Origin of the sequence: Microbacterium hydrocarbonoxydans, assembly GCF_900105205.1 — a bacterium.
Classification (GTDB): domain Bacteria; phylum Actinomycetota; class Actinomycetes; order Actinomycetales; family Microbacteriaceae; genus Microbacterium; species Microbacterium hydrocarbonoxydans.
Genome location: NZ_FNSQ01000005.1, coordinates 1,429,071 through 1,452,658, shown reverse-complemented (window position 1 = coordinate 1,452,658; position 23,588 = coordinate 1,429,071). Strand labels below are relative to the sequence as shown.

At 66.5% G+C, this 23,588-nt stretch carries 16 protein-coding genes, 2 rRNA genes and 1 riboswitch; of the genes, 2 read left to right on the top strand and 16 right to left on the bottom strand.

What is annotated here, in order from left to right; translation table 11 throughout:
• Positions 1-79 precede the first annotated feature (79 nt).
• Positions 80-3,182: ribosomal RNA gene (locus BLW44_RS07330) — 23S ribosomal RNA — on the bottom strand.
• A gap of 410 nt (positions 3,183-3,592) precedes the next feature.
• Positions 3,593-5,117, bottom strand: a 16S ribosomal RNA gene (locus tag BLW44_RS07325).
• Together the 16S and 23S rRNA genes form the textbook arrangement of a ribosomal RNA operon.
• A 593-nt stretch (positions 5,118-5,710) precedes the next feature.
• Between BLW44_RS07325 and BLW44_RS07320 the strand changes: the two genes are divergently transcribed.
• Complete coding sequence (locus tag BLW44_RS07320) at positions 5,711-7,039, top strand: CoA transferase (protein WP_245647452.1); 1,329 nt, start codon at positions 5,711-5,713, stop codon at positions 7,037-7,039.
• Here BLW44_RS07320 and BLW44_RS07315 read toward each other — a convergent pair.
• From BLW44_RS07315 to BLW44_RS07300, 4 genes are all read right to left on the bottom strand, one after another.
• A complete protein-coding gene (locus tag BLW44_RS07315; RefSeq protein WP_060927853.1) occupies positions 7,024-7,821 on the bottom strand; it encodes a DUF4184 family protein in 798 nt (265 codons plus the stop codon). The genes BLW44_RS07320 and BLW44_RS07315 overlap by 16 nt on opposite strands.
• A gap of 99 nt (positions 7,822-7,920) precedes the next feature.
• Complete coding sequence (tyrS, locus tag BLW44_RS07310; RefSeq protein WP_060927854.1) at positions 7,921-9,249, bottom strand: tyrosine--tRNA ligase; 1,329 nt, start codon at positions 9,247-9,249, stop codon at positions 7,921-7,923.
• A 46-nt stretch (positions 9,250-9,295) separates the two neighbouring features.
• Complete coding sequence (locus BLW44_RS07305) at positions 9,296-10,183, bottom strand: hypothetical protein (protein ID WP_060927855.1); 888 nt, start codon at positions 10,181-10,183, stop codon at positions 9,296-9,298.
• Positions 10,180-10,824: a SatD family protein gene (locus BLW44_RS07300; RefSeq protein WP_060927856.1), complete on the bottom strand. Its 645-nt coding sequence runs from the start codon at positions 10,822-10,824 to the stop codon at positions 10,180-10,182. Before BLW44_RS07300 ends, BLW44_RS07305 begins: the two co-directional genes overlap by 4 nt.
• A 59-nt stretch (positions 10,825-10,883) precedes the next feature.
• Between BLW44_RS07300 and BLW44_RS07295 the strand changes: the two genes are divergently transcribed.
• Positions 10,884-11,471, top strand: coding sequence for a DUF1349 domain-containing protein (locus BLW44_RS07295; RefSeq protein WP_060927857.1), 588 nt, complete (start codon positions 10,884-10,886; stop codon positions 11,469-11,471).
• A 5-nt stretch (positions 11,472-11,476) separates the two neighbouring features.
• Here BLW44_RS07295 and argH read toward each other — a convergent pair whose 3' ends face one another.
• The 10 genes from argH to BLW44_RS07245 form a co-directional block, all read right to left on the bottom strand.
• Positions 11,477-12,907, bottom strand: coding sequence for an argininosuccinate lyase (gene argH, locus BLW44_RS07290; RefSeq protein WP_060927858.1), 1,431 nt, complete (start codon positions 12,905-12,907; stop codon positions 11,477-11,479).
• Complete coding sequence (argF, locus tag BLW44_RS07285) at positions 12,907-13,836, bottom strand: ornithine carbamoyltransferase (RefSeq protein ID WP_060927859.1); 930 nt, start codon at positions 13,834-13,836, stop codon at positions 12,907-12,909. The genes argH and argF overlap by 1 nt, the downstream gene beginning before the upstream one ends.
• On the bottom strand, positions 13,833-15,044 hold the full coding sequence (locus BLW44_RS07280; protein ID WP_060927860.1) for an acetylornithine transaminase: 1,212 nt from the start codon (positions 15,042-15,044) through the stop codon (positions 13,833-13,835). Before BLW44_RS07280 ends, argF begins: the two co-directional genes overlap by 4 nt.
• Positions 15,041-15,958 (bottom strand): acetylglutamate kinase, encoded by a 918-nt coding sequence (gene argB / locus BLW44_RS07275; RefSeq protein WP_060927861.1) that lies wholly within the window; start codon positions 15,956-15,958, stop codon positions 15,041-15,043. The genes BLW44_RS07280 and argB overlap by 4 nt, the downstream gene beginning before the upstream one ends.
• On the bottom strand, positions 15,955-17,112 hold the full coding sequence (argJ, locus tag BLW44_RS07270; protein WP_060927862.1) for a bifunctional glutamate N-acetyltransferase/amino-acid acetyltransferase ArgJ: 1,158 nt from the start codon (positions 17,110-17,112) through the stop codon (positions 15,955-15,957). The genes argB and argJ overlap by 4 nt, the downstream gene beginning before the upstream one ends.
• Complete coding sequence (argC, locus tag BLW44_RS07265; RefSeq protein ID WP_060927863.1) at positions 17,109-18,161, bottom strand: N-acetyl-gamma-glutamyl-phosphate reductase; 1,053 nt, start codon at positions 18,159-18,161, stop codon at positions 17,109-17,111. Before argC ends, argJ begins: the two co-directional genes overlap by 4 nt.
• Positions 18,162-18,404: 243 nt before the next feature.
• Complete coding sequence (locus BLW44_RS07260) at positions 18,405-20,555, bottom strand: bifunctional hydroxymethylpyrimidine kinase/phosphomethylpyrimidine kinase (RefSeq protein WP_060927864.1); 2,151 nt, start codon at positions 20,553-20,555, stop codon at positions 18,405-18,407.
• Entirely contained in the window at positions 20,552-21,400 is an 849-nt protein-coding gene (gene thiM / locus BLW44_RS07255) for a hydroxyethylthiazole kinase (RefSeq protein WP_060927865.1), read from the bottom strand. The genes BLW44_RS07260 and thiM overlap by 4 nt, the downstream gene beginning before the upstream one ends.
• A riboswitch (TPP riboswitch) is annotated at positions 21,392-21,485 on the bottom strand. Its footprint overlaps the gene before it by 9 nt.
• A gap of 254 nt (positions 21,486-21,739) precedes the next feature.
• Positions 21,740-22,705, bottom strand: a complete 966-nt coding sequence (locus tag BLW44_RS07250; RefSeq protein ID WP_060927866.1) for an NAD-dependent epimerase/dehydratase family protein — start codon at positions 22,703-22,705, stop codon at positions 21,740-21,742.
• 65 nt (positions 22,706-22,770) lie between these two features.
• The gene (locus BLW44_RS07245) at positions 22,771-23,487 is read right to left on the bottom strand and encodes a ribonuclease FAU-1 family protein (protein WP_139305248.1); all 717 of its coding nucleotides are present in this window, start codon (positions 23,485-23,487) and stop codon (positions 22,771-22,773) included.
• Positions 23,488-23,588: the final 101 nt, after the last annotated feature.

Sequence of the window (23,588 nt, the reverse complement as noted above, 5' to 3'; positions counted from 1 at the left end):
ATAACAAAGTCATTGTCATGCGGTTCTCGACCGTACATCGAGAACCACTCAGTGGACGCGTAGCACCAACAAACGGTGTGTTATCAAGTCATCGGCTTATTAGTACCAGTCAGCTGCATGCATTACTGCACTTCCACATCTGGCCTATCAACCCAGTAGTCTGGCTGGGAGCCTCTCACCCGAAGGTATGGAAATCTCATCTTGAGGCCGGCTTCCCGCTTAGATGCTTTCAGCGGTTATCCATCCCGAACGTAGCTAATCAGCGGTGCTCCTGGCGGAACAACTGACACACCAGAGGTTCGTCCAACCCGGTCCTCTCGTACTAGGGTCAGATCCTCTCAAATTTCCTACGCGCGCAGCGGATAGGGACCGAACTGTCTCACGACGTTCTAAACCCAGCTCGCGTACCGCTTTAATGGGCGAACAGCCCAACCCTTGGGACCTACTCCAGCCCCAGGATGCGACGAGCCGACATCGAGGTGCCAAACCATGCCGTCGATATGGACTCTTGGGCAAGATCAGCCTGTTATCCCCGAGGTACCTTTTATCCGTTGAGCGACAGCGCTTCCACAAGCCACTGCCGGATCACTAGTCCCGACTTTCGTCCCTGCTCGACCTGTCAGTCTCACAGTCAAGCTCCCTTGTGCACTTACACTCGACACCTGATTGCCAACCAGGTTGAGGGAACCTTTGGGCGCCTCCGTTACTTTTTGGGAGGCAACCGCCCCAGTTAAACTACCCACCAGGCACTGTCCCTGAACCGGATTACGGTTCGAAGTTAGATATCCAGAGTGACCAGAGTGGTATTTCAACAATGACTCCACATGAACTGGCGTCCATGCTTCACAGTCTCCCACCTATCCTACACAAGCCACACCGAACACCAATACCAAGCTGTAGTAAAGGTCACGGGGTCTTTCCGTCCTGCTGCGCGTAACGAGCATCTTTACTCGTAATGCAATTTCGCCGAGTTCGCGGTTGAGACAGTTGGGAAGTCGTTACGCCATTCGTGCAGGTCGGAACTTACCCGACAAGGAATTTCGCTACCTTAGGATGGTTATAGTTACCACCGCCGTTTACTGGGGCTTAAATTCTCAGCTTCGCCTTGCGGCTAACCGGTCCTCTTAACCTTCCAGCACCGGGCAGGCGTCAGTCCGTATACATCGTCTTGCGACTTGGCACGGACCTGTGTTTTTAGTAAACAGTCGCTACCCACTAGTCTCTGCGGCCTCCAAACGCTTTCGGAGCAAGTCCTAATACGTCGAAGGCCCCCCTTCTCCCGAAGTTACGGGGGCATTTTGCCGAGTTCCTTAACCACGATTCTCTCGATCTCCTTGGTATTCTCTACCTGACCACCTGAGTCGGTTTGGGGTACGGGCGGCTAGAACCTCGCGTCGATGCTTTTCTTGGCAGCATAGGATCACCCACTTTTTATTCGCATCGTGTCTCAGCCTATGTGAGTCGCGGATTTGCCTACGACTCGGCCTACGCACTTGCACCGGGACAACCATCGCCCGGCTGGGCTACCTTCCTGCGTCACACCTGTTAATACGCTAACCGCACCAGAATGGGGTCGTGCGCTAGGCCCAGAGCGTCACCCCGAAGGGATCAGTCACTGGGATTCAGACACTTAGCACTACTGGATTAGCTTGGGCGGTTCTTCGCCGGTACGGGAATATCAACCCGTTGTCCATCGACTACGCCTGTCGGCCTCGCCTTAGGTCCCGACTTACCCAGGGAAGATTAGCTTGACCCTGGAACCCTTGGTCTTTCGGAGGACGTGTTTCTCACACGTCTTTCGCTACTCATGCCTGCATTCTCACTCGTGTAGCCTCCACGGCTGGTTTACACCGCCGCTTCGCTGGCCACACGACGCTCTCCTACCCATCAACACGGCTGGACCACGAAGGCCTACCAATAATGTCAATGCCACAACTTCGGTGGCGTGCTTGAGCCCCGTTACATTGTCGGCGCGGAATCACTTGACCAGTGAGCTATTACGCACTCTTTCAAGGGTGGCTGCTTCTAAGCCAACCTCCTGGTTGTCAAGGCAACTCCACATCCTTTCCCACTTAGCACGCGCTTTGGGACCTTAGTTGGTGGTCTGGGTTGTTTCCCTCTCGACTATGAAGCTTATCCCCCACAGTCTCACTGCTGCGCTCTCACTTACCGGCATTCGGAGTTTGGCTGACGTCAGTAACCTTGTAGGGCCCATCGGCCATCCAGTAGCTCTACCTCCGGCAAGAAACACGCAACGCTGCACCTAAATGCATTTCGGAGAGAACCAGCTATCACGAAGTTTGATTGGCCTTTCACCCCTATCCACAGCTCATCCCCTCAGTTTTCAACCTAAGTGGGTTCGGTCCTCCACGACGTCTTACCGTCGCTTCAACCTGGCCATGGATAGATCACTTCGCTTCGGGTCTAGGACATGCGACTGAATCGCCCTATTCAGACTCGCTTTCGCTACGGCTACCCCACACGGGTTAACCTCGCCACATATCGCTAACTCGCAGGCTCATTCTTCAAAAGGCACGCTGTCACAGCTACTAAGGCTGCTCCAACGGTTTGTAAGCAAACGGTTTCAGGTACTATTTCACTCCCCTCCCGGGGTACTTTTCACCTTTCCCTCACGGTACTTGTCCGCTATCGGTCATCTGGGAGTATTTAGGCTTATCAGGTGGTCCTGACAGATTCACACGGGATTTCACGGGCCCCGTGCTACTTGGGATACTCTTCGCGCCACGGTTGGCATTTCGACTACGGGGTTGGCACCCTCTATGACCGGCCTTTCAAGACCGTTCGTCTATACCATCGTGTAACGCCGCCACCTCGGCAGAGATGACTGAAAAGTCCCACAACCCCCAACGTGCAACGCCTGCCGGCTATCACACACGCTAGGTTTAGCCTGTTCCGGTTTCGCTCGCCACTACTAACGGAATCGCGGTTGCTTTCTCTTCCTGTGGGTACTGAGATGTTTCACTTCCCCACGTTCCCTCTACCCGCCCTATATATTCAGGCGGGAGTCACTAGGTCGGCACGCCGCCCAGCGGGGTTTCCCCATTCGGACACCCTCGGATCAAAACTTGCTTATCAGTTCCCCGAGGCTTATCGCAGATTGCTACGTCCTTCTTCGGCTCCAGATGCCAAGGCATCCACCGTTTGCTCTTAAAGACTTGAAATCACATGAGTTTGAATCAGAATCGACACCAAACCCCGAAGGGCCTGGCATGAAATTGACTAATGATCTTTAAGATCATCTTGTGCAACCGACCGAAGCCGGCTGCAAGATGCTCGCGTCCACTGTGTAGTTCTCAAAGTACGGGCGGTACCCCTTCCCGCCTCCCCCACAGGGGAAACAACAAGAGGCCCAGAGGTACAGAAACAAGCCCGAAGACTCGCATCCGGTCCCTCAGGACCCAACAGCGTGCAGGTGCGACATCCGAAACCCTCCCCGTTCCCACCGCAAGCGGTGTACTAAGCGAGAGCTTCATCCTTCGCACCATGTCAAATGTTCCACCCATGAGCTCCCAGCGAAGAACATGTGCCTTCGAACTGGGTTCTGGACTCCGAAGAGTCAGATGCTCCTTAGAAAGGAGGTGATCCAGCCGCACCTTCCGGTACGGCTACCTTGTTACGACTTAGTCCTAATTACCGATCCCACCTTCGACGGCTCCCTCCACAAGGGTTAGGCCACCGGCTTCAGGTGTTACCGACTTTCATGACTTGACGGGCGGTGTGTACAAGACCCGGGAACGTATTCACCGCAGCGTTGCTGATCTGCGATTACTAGCGACTCCGACTTCATGAGGTCGAGTTGCAGACCTCAATCCGAACTGGGACCGGCTTTTTGGGATTCGCTCCACCTCGCGGTATTGCAGCCCTTTGTACCGGCCATTGTAGCATGCGTGAAGCCCAAGACATAAGGGGCATGATGATTTGACGTCATCCCCACCTTCCTCCGAGTTGACCCCGGCAGTATCCCATGAGTTCCCACCATTACGTGCTGGCAACATAGAACGAGGGTTGCGCTCGTTGCGGGACTTAACCCAACATCTCACGACACGAGCTGACGACAACCATGCACCACCTGTTTACGAGTGTCCAAAGAGTTGACCATTTCTGGCCCGTTCTCGTATATGTCAAGCCTTGGTAAGGTTCTTCGCGTTGCATCGAATTAATCCGCATGCTCCGCCGCTTGTGCGGGTCCCCGTCAATTCCTTTGAGTTTTAGCCTTGCGGCCGTACTCCCCAGGCGGGGAACTTAATGCGTTAGCTGCGTCACGGAATCCGTGGAATGGACCCCACAACTAGTTCCCAACGTTTACGGGGTGGACTACCAGGGTATCTAAGCCTGTTTGCTCCCCACCCTTTCGCTCCTCAGCGTCAGTTACGGCCCAGAGATCTGCCTTCGCCATCGGTGTTCCTCCTGATATCTGCGCATTCCACCGCTACACCAGGAATTCCAATCTCCCCTACCGCACTCTAGTCTGCCCGTACCCACTGCAGGCCGGAGGTTGAGCCTCCGGATTTCACAGCAGACGCGACAAACCGCCTACGAGCTCTTTACGCCCAATAATTCCGGATAACGCTTGCGCCCTACGTATTACCGCGGCTGCTGGCACGTAGTTAGCCGGCGCTTTTTCTGCAGGTACCGTCACTTTCGCTTCTTCCCTGCTAAAAGAGGTTTACAACCCGAAGGCCGTCATCCCTCACGCGGCGTTGCTGCATCAGGCTTGCGCCCATTGTGCAATATTCCCCACTGCTGCCTCCCGTAGGAGTCTGGGCCGTGTCTCAGTCCCAGTGTGGCCGGTCACCCTCTCAGGCCGGCTACCCGTCGACGCCTTGGTGAGCCATTACCTCACCAACAAGCTGATAGGCCGCGAGCCCATCCCCAACCAATAAATCTTTCCAACCACTGAAGATGCCTTCATGGTTCGTATCCAGTATTAGACGCCGTTTCCAGCGCTTATCCCAGAGTCAGGGGCAGGTTGCTCACGTGTTACTCACCCGTTCGCCACTGATCCCACAGAGCAAGCTCCGTGTTCACCGTTCGACTTGCATGTGTTAAGCACGCCGCCAGCGTTCATCCTGAGCCAGGATCAAACTCTCCGTAAAAAAGAAATGCATACGACACCGGGAAAACGATGACGCAGCGAGTTTGATGCTGACCAAAGAGACAAATTCATTGCTGACTTCATCCGAATGCCAACCCCACAAGGAGGTTGGTCTTTGATCCAAAGGAATCTCATCCAGCCGAAGCTGAATCGAGGTTATTTGGCATTTGACAAGTGCACGCTGTTGAGTTCTCAAGGATCGGACGCTCCCCCGACCCAGTCATCACAACCAGGCCCGAAGGGCAACTTCTCAATCTTAGCCACCCTGTCTCGCTTGTCAAATCAGCGCGCCGCGCGGATCTTGGATCCGGTGCGCAGCCTGTGACAGCCGCAGATGGGGTGGATCTCCCATCCTAGACGCACGCGCCTGATCTCACAAGTGAGAGGAGTGGGAGGTTGTTCTCCGCTTGAGGGGGGTGAAGCTCTCGGCCTCTCCGCTTCCCTGTGGGGCGAACAAGTAATAAGTTACGTGGATTCCAGGGATCTGGCGAATCGGGGCGGCACCCCGGGCGTGTCGCAGGCGGCCCGCGATCAGGAATACCCAGTCCAGCGCCACTAAAGCATCGGGATCCGCCGCACGGGTACGATCGCAGCGTGCGCCAGCCTCCGATCTGCTCCCCCGCCGCTGCCCTCCTCGACCGCGTGCGGACGGAGATCGGCATCGACTGGGACGACGACGAGATCGCCGCGTCGTCACCTCGTGCGGTGCCACTGCCCTCTCGCCTCGCCGTCTCGGATCTGGCCTGGGCGAGCGTGCGCGCCGCGGGTCTCGCCGCCGGCATCGGCACTCCCCCGGACCCCGTCCGCATCGCCGCCGCCTATCGCAGCGACCGTATGCTCACCGTCGACGGCGTCGCGCCCGATGTCTGGTCGCCCTTCTCCGGATTCTGGCGCTCGCGTGACGGCTGGGTGCGCACGCATGGCAATTACGCGCACCACGCGGCGCGATTGCTGGCCGGGCTCGATCTGGCCGCAGGCTCGGGCGCCGCCGACGTGGCAGCCGTCATCGCCGGCACGACGACTTCCGAGGCTGTGGCGACGATCACCGCGACCGGCGGGCTCGCGGTCCCCGTGCTCCCCGAGTCCCCACGCACGAATGCGAGGCTGCGCGCCACCCCGCTCCTCGAGGTCATCCGCTCCGGCGGAGCGGACGCCGCTCCCCCAGCGGCGAGGGATCAGGACCACGGGAGTCGGCCTCTCGCCGGTATCCGCGTCCTTGATCTCACTCGCGTCATCGCGGGGCCGGTCTGCACCCGGACCCTCGCCCTCCTGGGGGCGGACGTGCTGCGGGTCGATCCTCCCCACCTGGACGAACCCGACTGGCAGCATCTCGACACCGGCCACGGCAAGCGCTCCATCCTTCTCGATGCACGCACCGGCCGGTTCCAGGAGCTGCTCGACCGTGCCGACGTCGTCGTGCTCGGCTACCGCCCGTCGTCACTGGCGACGCTCGGCATCTCCCCCGATGCCCTCGCCGCCCGGCATCCCGGGCTCGTGATCGCACAGCTGAGCGCCTGGGGTGCCGACGCACCAGGGCGGGCCGGATTCGACAGTCTCGTGCAGGCGGAGTCCGGAATCGCGCTGATCGAGTCACCCGACGGGGATCGTCCTGGCACGCTACCCGCGCAAGCGCTCGACCACAGCGCGGGCTACCTGCTCGCCGCCGCGATCACGGGGCTGCTCCGGCGTCGTCGACGCGAAGGCGGCACCTGGATCATCCGCACCTCGCTCCGGCGTATCGCCGCCGAACTGCTCGGGATGCCGCGCGCGAGCGAGCCCGAGCCGGAGCAGACGATGGATCCGTCGGCGCACACCGCGTCCTTCGATGTCGACGGGACGACGCTCATCACCGCCGGTCCCGCACTGCCGGGACTCGCTTTCGCGGCTCCGCACCGATGGGGCTCTGATCAGCCCGCGTGGTGACGCCGCCGGAAGGCGGGAAGTGCGAGGCAGAGCACCAGCGTGAGCGCGCCCCACAGCGCACAGGCCGGCGGGAGCATCCGATAGGCCAGGTGCTGATACGTGAACTCGGCGGTGAACGGGCCGTACGCCAGGTAGCCGACGATGCAGGCAGTCACCAGCACCGCAGGCAGCGAGAGCCACCAGGCGATGCGCACCGCTGCAGGGAGGAACCGGTCGTCGCCGGCTCGGGGTTCCTGCCGGTTCCAGCGGAGGATCGCCCAGGTGCCGAGGCCGAGGAGCCCGATCACACTCGACCCGTGCTGCAGCCACTTGTAGCCGCTCAGCGGTCCCCACATCTGCTCGAGCGCCGGGAAGATCTCGACGCCCCAGCGCCCCTCATGCGTGAAGAGATCCCACACGATGTGCGTCAGCACGCCCAGGATCAGCGACACGGCGAGCAGAACGGGATAGGCCGGTCGCCCGAGACCCACGCCGACCGCTTCGCCGGCGGCCGCGACGCCTGAGCGCTTCCATCCGTCGGGCAGACGCCGCGCGATCCAGAGCGGCGTGAGTTCTCCGACCGCCGGACGCAGCACGACCCGCCAGACGAGGAAGAGCACGAATGCGACCAGCGCCGTCCACACGACGTTTCCGAAGGTGTGCGTGAACGAGTACTGGAGTCCGAGGCCCCGGACGAACAGTGGAAGGTCGGGGGTCATCGCTCCGATCGCGATCGCCGACGGCACCAGCGGAGTGCGGATGAACGGCAGAGCGACCAGAGCGTGGCTCGGGGTGAACGGCATCGGTGTCTCCTGTCGGACCGGGCGATCGAGAGGCGTGGCGGCGGCTGTCCGAGTGGGCCTCGGTCAGCCGCCGCTTCGCTATCGGACGTCGTTCGCCGCTCAGGCGATGAAGACCCCGGCGAGGGTCTTCTTGCCGCGCCGCAGGACAGACACTCCGCCGGGCAGCGTGCCCGCGACAGTGGCGGTCTCGTCTTCGACGCGTTCTCCGTCGAGCGACACCCCACCCTGGCTGATCGCACGGCGCGCTTCGGACAGACTGGACACGAGGCCGGTCGTCACGAGCGCCTCGACCACCGGCGCTCCCGCCGCGACAGTCGTGTGAGGCAGCTCCTCGATGGCCGTCCGCAGCGTCGCCGCGTCGAGCGCGGTCAGGTCGCCCTGTCCGAACAGCGCCTCGGATGCCGCGATCACCGCGGCCGCGGCATCGACGCCGTGCACCGTGGCGACGACCTCCAGCGCGAGACGCTTCTGCGCTGCACGACGGAACGGCTCGGCCTCGACCAAAGCCGCGTACTCCTCGATCTCGGCCCTGGTGAGGAAGGTGAAGACCTTCAACCGGTCGATGACGTCGGCATCCGTCGTGCTCAGCCAGAACTGGTACATCCGGTACGGGCTGCACATGTCGGCGTCGAGCCAGATCGCGTTGCCCTCGCTCTTGCCGAACTTGGTGCCATCGCTGTTCGTGATCAGCGGCGTGCCGATCGCATGCGCGGAGACCCCCTCGGCACGACGGATCAGATCCGTACCGCTGGTCAGATTTCCCCACTGGTCCGACCCACCGGTCTGCAGCACACAGTCGTACTGGCGGTAGAGCTCGAGGAAGTCCATCCCCTGCAGGATCTGGTAGCTGAACTCGGTGTAGCTGATGCCCTCGTCCGAGTTCAGGCGCGCAGCGACCGCATCCTTCTTCAGCATCGTGCCGACGCGGTAGTGCTTGCCGATCTCGCGCAGGAAGTCGATCGCCGACAGCGGCGCCGTCCAGTCGAGGTTGTTGACGATGCGGGCGGCGTTGTCGCCCTCGAAGCTCAGGTAGCGCTCGACCTGCGTCCGCAGGCGCCCCACCCATTCCTCGACCGTCTCTCGCGTGTTGAGCGTGCGCTCGGCCGTGGGACGGGGGTCACCGATCAGACCGGTCGATCCTCCGACGAGTCCGAGCGGCTTGTGACCGGCGAGCTGGATGCGCCGCAGCGTCAGCAGCTGCACCAGGTTTCCGAGGTGCAGGCTGGGAGCCGTCGGGTCGAAGCCGCAGTAATACGTGATCGGGTCCCCGGCGAGAAGGGCGCGCAGCGCCTCCTGGTCAGTGGACACATGGACGAGGCCGCGCCACAGCAGTTCGTCCCACACGTTCTCGAACGTGGGGTCGATCGCCGGCGGGGCGGTCGTCAGAGCGGGATTCGACACGCGCTCCAGGCTATCAGCGGTCGGCATCGGCGATTCGCGCCGGCGTGGGCGGCCTGTCGCCGTCCGCGACAGGTCAGCTGTGCGCTGCCCACCACACGAGGAACGCGGCGCCCAGACCGATCACCCAGCTGACGAGGCTGCCGACGAGGAAGTACTCGGCGCGCGCCCCCGTCTCTCCGTCGCGCGAGATCTCCGGGAACCGCACGATCCCCTTGGCCGCCAGCATCGCCGCGAGGATCGGATAAGCGGCGGCGAGTGTCAGGATCATCACGAGGATGCGCTCGAGCGGACCGATCAGCCGACCGCCCTGGAATCCGGCACGGGGGTCGCGGGGGGTCGCAGCCCCTGACGTCGCGTCCCCTGGTGCTGTCTCGACGGGAGAGCTCTCCACGGCAGAAGTCTCGGCACCAGGGCTCTCGGCACCAGGGCTCTCGGCACCAGGGCTCTCGGCAACAGGGTTCTCGACAGCAGGGCTCTCGACAGCAGGGCTCTCGACGGCCGGCGCGGCGGTGGCCCGCTCGGCGGGTCGCCAGGTGTGCTCGCCGTCGAGCGCCGCGCGCACCACGAGGTTCGCGGACTCGAGGAGGAAGACCCCCGTGCCCAGGGTCAGCAGCGCGAGGTCGAACGGCACATCCCCGAACGGGGAGCGCAGGTTCCACACACCGCCGATCAGTCCGGCATCGGTACGCGCACCGAGCCAGACGACGGCTCCGATCGCGAGCACCCCGAGGAGGACTGCGGGCCAGAAGCCCAACGGCGCGGTCTTCTCGGACGGCATGCACCACACCCAGAGCGCACCGACGACGAGCCCGAGCAGCATCGGCAGCAGCGCGTCGCTGACGCTGCCCAACAGCAGGAGGATGATCGCGACCGTGAGGTAGCCGACCCAGCGGCGCGGGGCGAACTGACGCACGAGATCGGCAGCGCCGACCGCGAGGAGGAGGAAGCCGGCGACGATCATGCGTTCGATCCTCTCAGCGCGGCGAGTCCTTCGAGGAGGGCCGCGCTGCCGGCATTGCGCAGCGACTTCGAGACGCTCGGCTGCGAGATGCCCTCTTCGGCAGCGAGCTCATGCTGGGATCGACCGACCAGCCGCCCGTACGTCAGGCGGCGCTCGCGCTCGTTCATCGCTCCGACCAGCTCGTCACGGACGAGGAGGTAGGCGTTCGATGCCGCGATCGTGCTCTCCATGACCTCATCCTGCCCCGGGGCACCGACAATCCAGGTCCGTGTGCGCGGTATGGCGCGACCTTCCCTGGCGTGCACGGTCTCGATGGCCGCCCGGGCGGCGTACCAGCCGGGGCCGTCCGCCAGCTCGCCGTGCACGGAGTCGACCGCGCTGACGGCTCCGACGCCGATGCCGAACCGGAACGCGATGCCGTCCGGCAGCCGGAGCTGGATCATCAGGAGCGAGACCATCGCATCCTCGAGGCTGCGGTAGACGCCCTGCTGCTCGTCGCCCACCGTCGGGGTGAGGGGCTGCTGTGCGAGAGGGAGCTCGCCCTCGACCTGCGCGATGGTCTCATCGAGGACGCGCTGCGCCGCTGTGCGATCGTCGAGCTGGCGGGAGCCCACGATGTCGGCGAGTACGGCGATGACCATGTCATAACCGTATCATGAATAACTTGGCTTTATGCCTTATTTGGTTATAGTCTCGAGATATGCCTGAATCAGACATCATCTCCTGGACCGACGGGGCCTGGACCCACGAGCCCGCCGCAGTAGCGACGTCCGCGGATCACCTCGACGTCACCGCTGTCGAGAGCAGCGACGCCTGGCGTCACACCGCCTACGGGTTCGTGCACGACACCGAGCACGCCCTGCTCGCTCCCCTGACGGTCGGCGAGGCGATGGACGTCTCCTTCCGCGCTCCCTGGGACGGCCAGTTCGACCAGGCCGGGATCTTCGTGCAGATCGACGAGGAGCATTGGATCAAGGCGGGGGTCGAGTACGCCGACGGCCATCTCGGGCTCGGGGCAGTGGTCACCGACATCCGCTCTGACTGGTCGGTGGGGTACGTCGACGAGTGGCACGGCAGCGAGATCACGGTCCGGGTGAGCCGCTGGCAGGATGCCGTCATCGTTCGTGCCCGCGCGGACGACGGAGAGTGGCGACTCGTCCGCGTCGCGCCGTTCGACGGGGATGCCGCCGCATCCGCCGGACCGTTCCTCGCCGCACCCACCCGCGCGGGACTCGTCGTGCGATTCACCCGCTGGACGAGGTCGGCCGCGGACGCCGAACTGCACTGACGCGGTCAGAGGCCGAGCGCGTGCGCCGCGGCCTGTGCGCGCGCCACCAGCTCGGTGCGCTGCTCCGCGACGCGCACGGGAGCAGTGCCGCCCGCTCCGGTGCGTGAGGCCACCGATCCCTCGATCGTGAGCACCTCGCGCACCTCGGCGACGAGATGAGGGGACACCGAGAGCAGCAGATCATCGGATGCGTCCTCGAGACCGATCCCCTGCTCCTCGCAGGCGCGGACGAGGGCTCCGGAGATCTCGTGCGCATCGCGGAACGGCACCCGGCGCTTGACGAGCCACTCGGCCACGTCGGTCGCCAGCGAGAACCCCTGCGGCGCCAGCGCCGCCATCCGCTCGGTGTCGAAGCGCAGAGTCGCGACCATCCCGGCGAACGCAGGCAGCACGACCTCGAGGGTCTGCACCGAATCGAACACCGGCTCCTTGTCCTCCTGCAGGTCGCGGTTGTACGCGAGCGGGAGTCCCTTGAGCGTGGCCATGAGCCCGGAGAGATTGCCGATCAGACGCCCGGACTTGCCGCGAGCGAGCTCGGCGATGTCGGGGTTCTTCTTCTGCGGCATGATGCTCGACCCCGTCGAGTACCCGTCGTGCAGTGTGACGAATCCGAACTCGCGGGTGTTCCAGAGGATGATCTCCTCGCTGAGACGGGAGAGATCGACACCGGTCATCGCCGCGATGAACGCGAACTCCGCGACGACGTCGCGGGCGGCGGTGCCGTCGAGCGAGTTCTCCGCCGGGCGATCGAGGCCGAGCTCGGAGGCGACCAGAGCCGGGTCGAGCCCCAGGGTCGACCCGGCAAGCGCTCCCCCACCGTACGGGGAGACGCCGGCACGACGGCGCCAGTCGACGAGACGCTCGAGCTCGCGCACCAGCGGCCAGCCGTGCGCCTGCAGGTGGTGAGCGAGCAGCACCGGCTGCGCATGCTGCAAGTGGGTGCGACCGGGAAGGATGGCGTCCGGGTGCGCCTCGGCCTGGGCCACGAGCGCATCGATGACGCGCAGGAGGTCGCGCGCGATGACGCGGGCATGGTCGATCAGGTACATCCGCACGAGCGTCGCGATCTGGTCGTTGCGGCTGCGACCGGCGCGGAGGCGCCCGCCGAGCTCAGGGCCGAGCTCGGCGATCAGCGCCTGCTCGAGCGCGCCGTGCACATCCTCGTCCGAGGGCACCGGCTGCAGAGTGCCGTCGGCGATGCGGCGGGCCACGGCATCCAGCCCCTCGTGCATCCTGACCGCCTCGTCGGGCTCGAGATAGCCGGCGGCCTCGAGCGCCTTCGCGTGAGCGTGCGATCCTGCGATGTCGTACGGCGCCAGCACCCAGTCGAAGTGGGTCGATCGGCTCAGCGCGACCAGCTCGGGCGAGGGGCCGGTGGCGAACCGGGCGCCCCACAGCGCGCCCTCGTTGGTGCCGTCGTTCTTCGCGTCGACCATCAGGCGTCCTTCTTGTCGAGCAGCCAGACCAGCAGGGCCTTCTGCGCGTGCAGGCGGTTCTCAGCCTCATCCCAGACGACGCTCTGCGGGCCGTCGATGACCTCGGAGTCGACCTCGTATCCGCGGTCGGCCGGGAGGCAGTGGATGAAGATCGCCTCCGGATCGGCGATCGACATGGTCTCAGGAGTCACCTTGTATCCGCCGAGATCGCGGATGCGGGCGAGCTTCTCCTCCTCCTTGCCCATCGACACCCACGTGTCGGTGACGACGACGTCGGCTCCGGCCGCGGCCTCGACCGCATCGGTGTAGAGGGTGATCGATCCCCCGGTCTCGGCGGCGCGGCGATCCGCAGCCTCGACCACGTCGGCGCGGGGCGAGTAGTCGGCGGGCGAGGCGACGCGCACATGCATCCCGGCGGTGACGCCGGCGAGCGCGTACGAGTGCGCCATGTTGCTCTGCCCGTCGCCGAAGAAGGTCAGGGTCAGGCCCTTGAGGTCGCCCTTGTGCTCGCGGATCGTGAGCAGGTCGGCGAGCAGCTGGCAGGGGTGGAAGTCGTCAGAGAGAGCGTTGACCACGGGAACCGTGGTGCCCTCGGCCATCTCCTCGAGCCCCGCCTGGGCGTAGGTGCGCCAGACGATGGCGGCGACCTGGCGCTCCAGCACGCGCGCCGTGTCGGACGGCGTCTCCTTGCCGCCGAGCTGGCTGTTGGCGGTGGAGATGATCAGGGGCGAGCCGCCGAGGTCCGCGATGCCGACCGCGAACGAGACCCGGGTGCGGGTCGAGGACTTGTCGAAGATGACCGCCACGGTCTGCGGCCCGGCGAGCGCCTTGTTCGCCCAGCGGTCCTTCTTCAGCTCGAGGGCGAGATCGAGGATCTCGGCCTGCTCGGAGGGGGTCAGATCGTCGTCGCGCAGCAGGTGGCGGGTCATGCGAGGGCCTTTCCGGATTCGGTGAGGGATGCCTGCACGTCGGCGAGCGAGGCGGCGAAGAGCTCACGGAACTCGGCGAGCTCGGCGTCTCCGATGGTGAGGGCGGGCGCGATGCGCACGGTCTCGGGGTTGGCGGCGTTCACGATGAGCCCGCGCTCCTGTGCGGCGGCGACCACATCGTTCGCGACCGGCGCGCTCAGCGCGACGCCGATCAGCAGGCCTCGACCGCGCACGCCGGTGACGAGAGGCGACTCCAGACCGGTGATGATCTCACGGAGTTCCTCGCCTCGACGCGCCGCGTTGTCGACGAGGCCCGCGCTCTCGATCTCCGCGAGCACGGCGTCGGCCACGGCCGTCGCCAGCGGATTTCCACCGAAGGTCGAGCCGTGCGACCCGGGTGTGAACAGGGCACTGGCCGCGCCGTAGGTCACGAGGGCGCCGATCGGGAAACCGCCGCCGATGCCCTTCGCGAGCGTGATGGCATCGGGTGTGATGCCCTCGTGACTGAAGCCGAACCAGGCGCCGGTGCGTCCGGCGCCGGTCTGGATCTCGTCGACGATGAGCAGCGCTCCGTGCTTCAGGGTCAGCGAGCGCGCCGCCTGCAGGTATCCGTCCGGCAGCTCGACGACACCGGCCTCGCCCTGGATCGGCTCGACGATGACGGCCGCGACAGTGTCGTCGATCGCCTCCTCGAGGGCGGCGATCGTGGCGGGGATGTGCTCGACCCCGCCGGGCATCGGCTCGAACGGGGCACGCATCGAGGCCTTCGCCGTGAGTGCGAGCGAGCCCATCGTGCGACCGTGGAAGCCGTTCTCCAGTGCGAGGATGCGGGGCTTCTCGGTCCCGCCGTGCAGGCGGGCGAGCTTGAAGGCCGCCTCGTTCGCCTCGGCTCCGGAGTTCGAGAAGAACACGCGGCCGTCGATGCCGGCACCCGCGAGGCGCTTCAGCCTCGCGGCGAGCGCGAGCTGCGACGGGGTCGCGAAGTAGTTCGAGACATGAGCGAGGGTCGCAGCCTGCCTGGACACGGCCTCCACGAAGACCGGATGCGCGTGACCGAGCGAGGTCACCGCGATGCCGGCCAGGAAGTCGAGGTGGCGCTTGCCCTCGGAGTCCCAGAGGTAGGAGCCCTCCCCGCGGGTCAGCATCGCCAGTCGCGGGCCCGCGTTCAGGACCAGGTGGTTCGCGGCGTCATCCTGCCAGTTGCTCATGCGTTCGTCCCCGCTGTTCCCAAGACCACTTCTGTTCCGATTCCCTTGCTCGTGAAGAGCTCGACGAGCACCGAGTGCGGCACGCGTCCGTCGATGATGGCTGCCGCGTCGACGCCGCCCTCGATCGCATCCAGGCACGCCTTCATCTTGGGGATCATGCCGGACTCGAGAGTCGGCAGCATCTCGATGAGAGCGTCCGAGGTGAGGTGCGAGACGAGCGAGTCGCGATTCGGCCAGTCGGCGTAGAGCCCCGGCACATCCGTGAGGATCACCAGCTTGCGGGCGTTGAGCGACACCGCGAGGGCGGCGGCTGCGGCATCCGCGTTCACGTTGAGCGACTGACCGGGGTGATCGAGGTCGGGCGCGATGCTCGACACGACCGGGACGCGTCCGGCGGCGAGGTGGTCGAGCACGGGGGTCGGATCCACCTCCACGACGTCGCCGACGCGGCCGAGGTCGATCTCCTCGCCGTCGATCACGACGCCGCGGCGGCGTCCACCGAACAGTCCGGCGTCCTCACCGCTGAGCCCGGTCGCGATGGGGCCGTGGGAGTTGATCTTCGACACGAGCTGAGGGTTCACCTGACCGGTCAGGACCATGCGGACGACGCTGATCGCCTCGGTGTTCGTGACCCGGTAGCCGCCCTTGAACTCGCTCGGGATCTCGAGACGCTGCAGCATGTCGGAGATCTGCGGGCCGCCGCCGTGCACGACGACCGGCAGGACGCCCACATAGCGGAGGTAGGCGATGTCCTGCGCGAACGCCTCCTGCAGCTCGTCCGAGACCATGGCGTTGCCGCCGTACTTGACCACGACGATCTGGTCACGGAACTTCTTCAGCCACGGGAGCGACTCGATGAGCGTCGCTGCCTTGACGGCGGCGACGTCGGGCGTGGTGTCCTGGATGTCGGTCATGAGGCGTAGGCGCTGTTCTCGTGCACGTAGTCGTGGGTCAGGTCGTTGGTGAGGATCGTCGCTGTGGCCTCGCCGACCTTGAGGTCGATCACGAGATGGGTCGCGCGAGGGGTGAGGTCGACCTCCTCGCGGGGGCGATCGGGGCCGCCCTCGCTGCACACGCGCACGCCGTTCATCCAGACGTCGACGTCGTAGGGGTCGAACTGCGCGCTCGTGGTGCCGATCGCCGCCAGCACCCTGCCCCAGTTGGGGTCGTTGCCGAAGATGGCGGCCTTGAACAGGTTGTTGCGAGCGACCGAGCGGCCCACCTCCACGGCTTCCGCTTCGGTCGCCGCGTGCTGCACCTCGATGGTGATGTCGTGGCTGGCTCCCTCGGCGTCGCCCTGGAGCTTCACCGCGAGCTCCTGGCTCAGCTCGGCGAGTGCCGCCGTGAACTCCTCGACGCCGGGCGCGATGCCGGATGCGCCGTTCGCCAGCAGGGTGACCTGGTCGTTCGTCGACATGCAGCCGTCCGAGTCGAGGCGGTCGAAGGTCCTCCCGGTCGCGGCGCGCAGCGCGGCATCCGCTTCGAGGGGCTCGAGGACCGCATCGGTCGTGATGACGACCAGCATCGTCGCGAGACCCGGTGCGAGCATGCCGGCGCCCTTGGCCATGCCGCCGATGGTCCAGCCGTCGCGGGTGACGACGGCGGTCTTCGACACGCTGTCGGTGGTCATGATGGCTTCGGCGGCGACCTGGCCGCCGTCGGTCGACAGAGCCGCGATCGCCTGTTCGGTGCCCGAGAGGACCTTGCCCCTGAACACCTCGTCGCCGACTCCGATCAACCCGGTCGAGCAGACGAGGATGTCTCCCGCACTCACTCCGAGCAGCTCAGCCGCCTTCTCAGCGGTCTGGTGCGTGGTCTGGAATCCGAAGCTCCCGGTGAAGCAGTTCGCACCGCCGGAGTTCAGCACGACGGCCTCGACGACGCGGTCGGCGGCGGCCTGCTGCGACCAGATGATCGGGTTGGCCTTCGCGCGGTTGCTGGTGAACACCGCGGCGCCGACCTTGCGGGGGCCGCGGTTCACGACGACGGCGACATCCGGCTTGCCGGTCGTCTTGAGTCCGGCCGCGACGCCGGCGGCTTCGAATCCTGCGGGTGCGGTGACGCTCACGGCGCGACTCCGTTCACTGAGAGGGCGCGGGACTCTGGCAGTCCCAGCGCGAGGTTCATGGACTGGATGGCAGCGCCTGCGGTGCCCTTGACGAGGTTGTCGACCGCCGTCACGACGGTGACGCGGTTCGCCGACCGATCGATGGCGAGACCGATGAGCGCCGTGTTGGCGCCCAGTACGTCGGCCGTCCGAGGGAACTGCCCGACGGGGAGAAGCTGCACGAAGGTCTCGTCGCCGTACGCATGTTCCCAGGCGTCCCGGATCTCAGCGTCGCTGACATCGCCGACGATGGGAGCCGTCGACGTGGCGAGGATGCCGCGTGACATCGGGACGAGGACCGGGGTGAAGGAGATGCGGATGCTGTCGCCCGCGGTGCCCGATGCGGCGGCGAGGGCCTGGCGGATCTCGGGGATGTGCCGATGCGTGCCGCCGACCGCATACGGGTTGGCGCTGCCGAGGATCTCGCTGGCGAGCAGGTTGGTCTTGAGGCTCTTGCCGGCGCCGGACGGCCCGACGGCGAGGACCGAGACGATGTCTCCCGGATCGATCACGCCCGCGGCGACTCCGGGGGCGAGACTCAGGCTCACCGTCGACGCGTTGCAGCCCGGGGCGGCGATCCGCGTCGCGCTGCGGAGCGTCTCGCGCTGCTTGGCACCGCCGACCAGCAGCTCCGGGACGCCGTACGCCCACGGCTCGTGGAAGTCTCCGCCGTAGAAGGCGTCCCATGAGTCCGCTGAGGTGAGGCGGTGGTCTGCTCCCGCGTCGATCACGAGCGGGGTGTCGCCGAGGGCATCGGTGTACTGCCCCGACTGCCCGTGCGGCAGGGCGAGGAAGACGATGTCGTGCCCCGCGAGCGTCTCGGGCGTGGTGTCCTGCAGAGTCAGATGGGCGAGCGAGCGCAGGTGCGGCCGATGCTGCACGAGCGGCTGCCCGGCGTTCGAGTGGGCGGTGACGGTGCGGATCTCGATGTCGGGATGCGAGGCGAGAAGGCGCAGGATCTCGCCGCCCGCGTAGCCGGATGCGCCGGAGACGGCGACGGAGTACGTCATGCTTCTACCTTAACGGTCGGACCCCTCGTCGAACGCGGGGTGCTGTGTCGGGACCGGGGCGGCGACGCCGGCACTCGACAGCCGTGCGTGAGCAGGCAGAAGCGCAGGGTCGCCTAGAGTCGGCGGTCGCTGCGGCGTCGGCGCACGGCGATGACGCTCGGAGCGAGCGTCAGAGGGGCAGTGGCGGCCGAAGGCATGCCGCGACGATAGCGCGCTCGTCGCGGCATGCGCAAATCCGGCGCGTCATGTGGTGGGTGCGGGCGATTCCGCGGCCGCGAAGAACGCCCGCTCGTGCTCGCTCGATACGGTGAAGGCGCGCAGCATCCGCTGTCGCCCCGCGGCGTCCGTCCGGTGTGCTGCGGCCATGACGTGGTCGATCGCCTCCTCCGTGGCCGCGGCGAAGGCGGGGTCGGCATACGTCTCGAGCCACGACGCGTACGGATGCCGCGGGTCGCGCGCGAACGCGTCCAACTCCCCCGCATGCAGGCGCCCGCCGAGGTCGGTGTACAGCCAGAAGCACGGCAGCAGTGCGGCGATCAACTCGTCGTAGTCGCCGCCGAAGGCCACGGATCGCAGATGATCGAGGTAGGCGACGGTGGCCGGGGCGGGCGTCGCGGCGAAGGTGCGGGCGTCTCCACCGCCCGCGGGTGCGAGCCAGGACGCGTGGAGTTCGAGCTCGCCGACGATCGCCCCGTGCGCCGAGTGCGCCCAGAAGGCCTGCTCGTGCGAGGTGGGGGCCAGTCGCGCGGCCTCTGCGAGCACCCTGGCGTAGTCCCTGAGGTAGAGCGCATCCTGGCCGAGGTAGAAGAGGAACAAGTCGCGCGCGAGCGTGCCGTCCGCGAGCGCCGTGATGAACGGCAGCTCGTCGATGTCCGCTCGCACGGAGGCGATGCGCTCCCACCAGTCCTCTCGGATCTCCTCAGCGGCCGCGGCCGTGTCCAGGCCACCTCGTCGCCAGAGTCCGGCGAGATGGCTGACGGGCCCCCTCCCTTGTCCGACCTGGAGCGCCCCGCCCGCTCGGAGAGACTCCCGCAGCCACGCACGGGCGGCCGCCACCGCCTCGACGGGGGTGAGCCCTCGGGCCAGCTGAGTCGCGAGCGCGGAGGAGAGCGAGCATCCCGTGCCGTGCGTGTGCGCTGTCGCGATCCGGGCACCCGGATACCCGTGGCGCAGCCCGCCGGCCGAGTCGACCAGAGCGTCGGGGACCTCATCTCCGTCGAGGTGCCCGCCCTTCACCAGCACCGCGACCCCGAAGCGCTCGGACAGGACATCGGCTGCGGCGAGCGCGGCCTCCCAGTCATCGACGTCCTGCCCCGTGAGGACCGCGAGCTCTGCGAGATTCGGGGTGACGATATCGGCGTGACCGAGCAGCCCGAGCAGCGCGGATTCGGCATCCGGATCGAGCAGACGGTCGCCGCTGGTGGCGACCATGACGGGATCGAGCACGACGATCGGCGGCCGGACCTCGTCGAGCCAGTCGGCGACGGTGCGGATGACGTCGGCATCCGCGAGCATCCCGATCTTCACCGCATCGACGACGATGTCGTCGGAGATCGCGTCGAGTTGAGCGCGCAGGAACTCGGGCGGCGGGACGTGGACCGCACGCACGCCACACGTGTTCTGCGCCGTGAGGGCGGTGAGCACCGCCATGCCGTATCCGCCGTTCGCGGCGATCGACTTGAGGTCGGCTTGGATGCCTGCGCCTCCTGACGGGTCGCTGCCGGCGATGCTCAGCACCCGCGGCGCGCCGGCTCCCCGCCATCGATGGACGAACTCCTGTGCGGTGGCTGCAGGATCATCGGCCGCGCAGAGTGCGGAGACGACCGCGAGCCCCGCGGCCCCTGCGGCACGAAGCGCCTCGGTGTCGTCGATGCGCACGCCGCCGATGGCCGCGCAGGGGACCGGGCTGGCAGCGGCGAGCGCCTCGAATCCATCGATGCCGAGTGCCGGAGGATGATCCGGCTTGGTGGCCGTGGGGCGGATGACCCCGACCCCGAGGTAGTCGACGGTCCCCTCCGGGAGGGCGAGCACCCCCTGCAGGTGCTCGGGGGTGTTCGCCGTCAGTCCGATGATCGCGTCGGGACCGAGCACCTCCCTGGCGCGGAGCACCGATGCGTCTCCCTGGCCGAGATGGACACCATCGACGCGTGCTCCCTGCTCCCGTGCGGCGAGCGCGGCATCGAGCCGATCGTTCACCACGAGCAGCGCGCGCCCGTCGATCACGCGCGAGAGCTCGATGAGCAGTGCGGTCGTGTCGGCATCCGTGGCCGCCTTGTCTCGCAGCTGCACGATGCGCACTCCCCCGTCCACGGCCTGCCGAACGGTCTCGACGACGCCGCGCGCGCCGCACAGGTCGGGATCGGTGACGAGGTACAGAGAGAGGTCGGCGATCACAGCGCGCGCTCCTCGACTCGCGCTGCGGGCGCGAGGTCGTGCGGCTGGATCGCGGCGAGCGCATCGAGGAATGCGACGGCGAAGCTGCCCGGACCGGATGCCTGAGCCGCCGCGTGCTCGGCGGCGACCGTGTAGACGAGGGTCGCTGCGGCCACCGCGGTGAGCGGGTCGACGCCGCCCACCCGTGCTGCACCGAGGAACGCGGCCATCACAGCTCCCAGGGCGCACCCGCCACCGGTGACGCGGGTCAGCAGTTCATCGCCGTTCGCGAGGCGGATGACACGGCGTCCATCGGTGATCAGGTCGACGGGTCCCGACACCGCGACGACCGCACCATGGCGGGCGGCGAGCGCGATCGCGGCATCGGCGGCCGCATCCGTCGCATCGGTCGCATCCACCCCGCGTCCGCCCGCACTCTGGCCGGCCAGGGCGAGGATCTCGGAGGCGTTTCCCCGGATCGCCGTCGGGCGGGCGGCGGCGAGTTCCTGCGCGAGTGCGGTCCGGACCGGGAGCACGCCGATCGCCACCGGGTCGAGCACCCAGGGCGTGCCGGATGCCGTGGCTCCGGCGACCGCCTCTCTGCTCGCCGCGCGCTGTTCGGGGGTAGGCGTCCCGAGGTTCATCAGCATCCCGGATGCGACGCCGGCGAAGAGTCCCGCCTCGTCGACGATGTCGACCATCGCGGGCGCGGCGCCGAGGGCCAGCAGAACGTTCGCCGTGAAGCCGGTGACGACGCTGTTCGTGATGCAGTGCGTGAGCGGCGGGGCGCCACGCAGCGCGGAGAGGAGCTCCGCGGCTGAGGCCGCGAGGGTCGGATCGGATTCTGGACGCAGACGATCGCTCATGGGCGACATCCCTTCGCTAGTACGAACTAGATCAGGTTCGACGGGTCTGTTCTCAGCCGCCGATGCGGCACCCCGTGTCACTGCTGGCAGTCTAGCGATGCGCCCCCTCTCGGCCCTCGCTCCCCGGTCTATGCGGGCAGCGGTGGTCACTTTCGCATCCCTCAGCCCCGTTTCGGATGCGTTATCGACCCCGCCTGGCATGCGCAGACAGCGGTGGTCACTTTCGCATCCCTCAGCCCCGTTTCGGATGCGTTATCGACCACGCCAGGGACGGGACGGAGAGGGACGGATCGGGACGAGGAGGGACGAGGAGGGACGGGGCGGGAGCGCGGCCGCTCGTCAGGCGAGGAGCCGCAGCAGTGCGAGCTCGTCGGTGCGAGTGAGGCCGGCCCGACGATCCCGGTCGACGCCGCGCTCCTGCTCATCGCGGATCACCGTGGCGATCGTGTCCTCGAGGCGCCTCAACTCCCCGCCGGCCGCGCGGTAGCGGGCGTTCGATCGCGACATGAACCCGGTCATCTCCGCGGGCAGCCACAGGGGCAGCGACCTCTCCCCTGCCCAGTACTCCACGCCGTTCGCGCCGAGCCATTCCTCGGTGGCGGAGACGACCTCCCCGGCGTGTCCGGCGTGCTCGCGCACGACACTCAGGACATCGGCAAGCGGATGCCGGTCCCCGATCGTGTTGACCGTTCCCGTCGCATCCGTGGTGATGATGAACTCCACCAGGTCGTCGACGTCGATGATCTGCAGGTCGCGCCCCTCCGTGGGCGGCAGCAGGACCGGCCCACCCTCGGCGCGCAGGAAGGCGGCTGCCCAGTATCCGAATCGATCGCTGGGATCCCCCTCCCCCGCGATCAGCCCTGGCCGCACGATCAGCGCCCGGTCGTCGAGCGAGCGCACCGCGTTCTCGGCTGCGACCTTCTGCGGCCCGTACTCGTACTCGTCGCCGGGGGCGGCCGCATCGTGCAGCGCAGCCGTCTCGTCCGCCCCGATCGTCTTGTCGTCGGAGTACGCCGACATCGACGAGACGTACGTCCACCGTGCGGCTTGAGACCCGAGCGCCGCCACCGCAGCCTCGACATGGGCGGCCGTCGACGAGACGTCGATCACGTGATCCCACTCCCGACCGGAGACCGCGTCGTACGCGTCATCGTCGTCCCGGTCTGCGAGCACCAGGCTCGCCCCGTCCGGCGACGGCCGCCCGCCCCGGGCGAGACACATCACCGTCGCTCCGTTCACGAGCAGTCGTCTGGCGATGCGGCCGGACAGCCACCCCGTGCCGCCGAGGATCAGTACGTTCGTCATGCCCTCATGCCACCACGCGCCCGAGGCTGAGCGGAAGGGGCTTCCGCTCAAGGCAGAGACGGCACTCAGTCCTTCTGCAGGTCCGCGAGCCCGTCGAGCACCGGCACCTTCCAGGTCGGGTCGGGGCGCCAGTTCTGCCATTCCGGATCGAAGGGCCATTCCCCCGCGCGGAACGACGCGATCGCCGCGTCGGCGTGACGTTCGATCTGCGCGGCCTGCTCACTGGTGAGGCGGCCCTGCTCGATCGCGGCGATCAGCTCGTCCTCATCCTTCAGGTGCACCTGGCCGTCCGCCTCGATCTCCACGTCGAGGATGTGATCGGACGAGTAGGTGTCATGGTCGGTCCGCAGATGCGCGTTCTCGAGATTCACGTACCACCCCGCGAACTCCCACCGCGTGCCGTCGACTTCGCTCCAGAACAGCCACACCGACCAGGCGGCTCCCGCCGGTGCGATGCGAAGGATGCCATGGCCCCACCACTCCTCCACGATCCGGGTGCGCGGGTCGAGCCAACGGCGCTCGAGCGGTACCGTCCGAATGCGTTCACCTGCGGGCGTGCCCTGCCCCTCCTGCAGCGTTCCCGGTGCGAGCCAGGCGATCAACCCGCGTTCGTCGTCCCGGACGACGCGCATCGGCGTGATCGTCGAGGCATCACCCGGCTGCCAGCCCGGTTTGCGGTAGTGCCAGGAGATCTGATCACCCGGCCGGAGGAATGGAGCCTCGCCCATCGGGCGGACACCATCCGGCACCGCCGCGGGCGTGCTGTGGGGAAGGATGCTCACCTCGCCACGGTACCTCGCAGCGTCGCCGGGCCCAGGACGGCACGGCGGTGGTTCGCCTACACCCCGCGCGCGGCGATCGGCCTTCGCCCGTGCGTGAACTG

Excerpts from the sequence above, each read along its gene's own strand:
- BLW44_RS07305 (WP_060927855.1), bottom strand. The coding sequence starts at position 10,183 with ATGATCGTCGCCGGCTTCCTCCTCCTCGCGGTCGGCGCTGCCGATCTC.
- argH (WP_060927858.1), bottom strand. The coding sequence starts at position 12,907 with ATGGTCGACGCGAAGAACGACGGCACCAACGAGGGCGCGCTGTGGGGC.
- BLW44_RS07250 (WP_060927866.1), bottom strand. The coding sequence starts at position 22,705 with ATGACGAACGTACTGATCCTCGGCGGCACGGGGTGGCTGTCCGGCCGC.
- argB (WP_060927861.1), bottom strand. The coding sequence starts at position 15,958 with ATGACCGACATCCAGGACACCACGCCCGACGTCGCCGCCGTCAAGGCA.
- argF (WP_060927859.1), bottom strand. The coding sequence starts at position 13,836 with ATGACCCGCCACCTGCTGCGCGACGACGATCTGACCCCCTCCGAGCAG.
- argC (WP_060927863.1), bottom strand. The coding sequence starts at position 18,161 with ATGACGTACTCCGTCGCCGTCTCCGGCGCATCCGGCTACGCGGGCGGC.
- tyrS (WP_060927854.1), bottom strand. The coding sequence starts at position 9,249 with ATGCCGACCGCTGATAGCCTGGAGCGCGTGTCGAATCCCGCTCTGACG.
- BLW44_RS07315 (WP_060927853.1), bottom strand. The coding sequence starts at position 7,821 with ATGCCGTTCACCCCGAGCCACGCTCTGGTCGCTCTGCCGTTCATCCGC.
- BLW44_RS07295 (WP_060927857.1), top strand. The coding sequence starts at position 10,884 with ATGCCTGAATCAGACATCATCTCCTGGACCGACGGGGCCTGGACCCAC.
- BLW44_RS07280 (WP_060927860.1), bottom strand. The coding sequence starts at position 15,044 with ATGAGCAACTGGCAGGATGACGCCGCGAACCACCTGGTCCTGAACGCG.
- BLW44_RS07300 (WP_060927856.1), bottom strand. The coding sequence starts at position 10,824 with ATGGTCATCGCCGTACTCGCCGACATCGTGGGCTCCCGCCAGCTCGAC.
- thiM (WP_060927865.1), bottom strand. The coding sequence starts at position 21,400 with ATGAGCGATCGTCTGCGTCCAGAATCCGATCCGACCCTCGCGGCCTCA.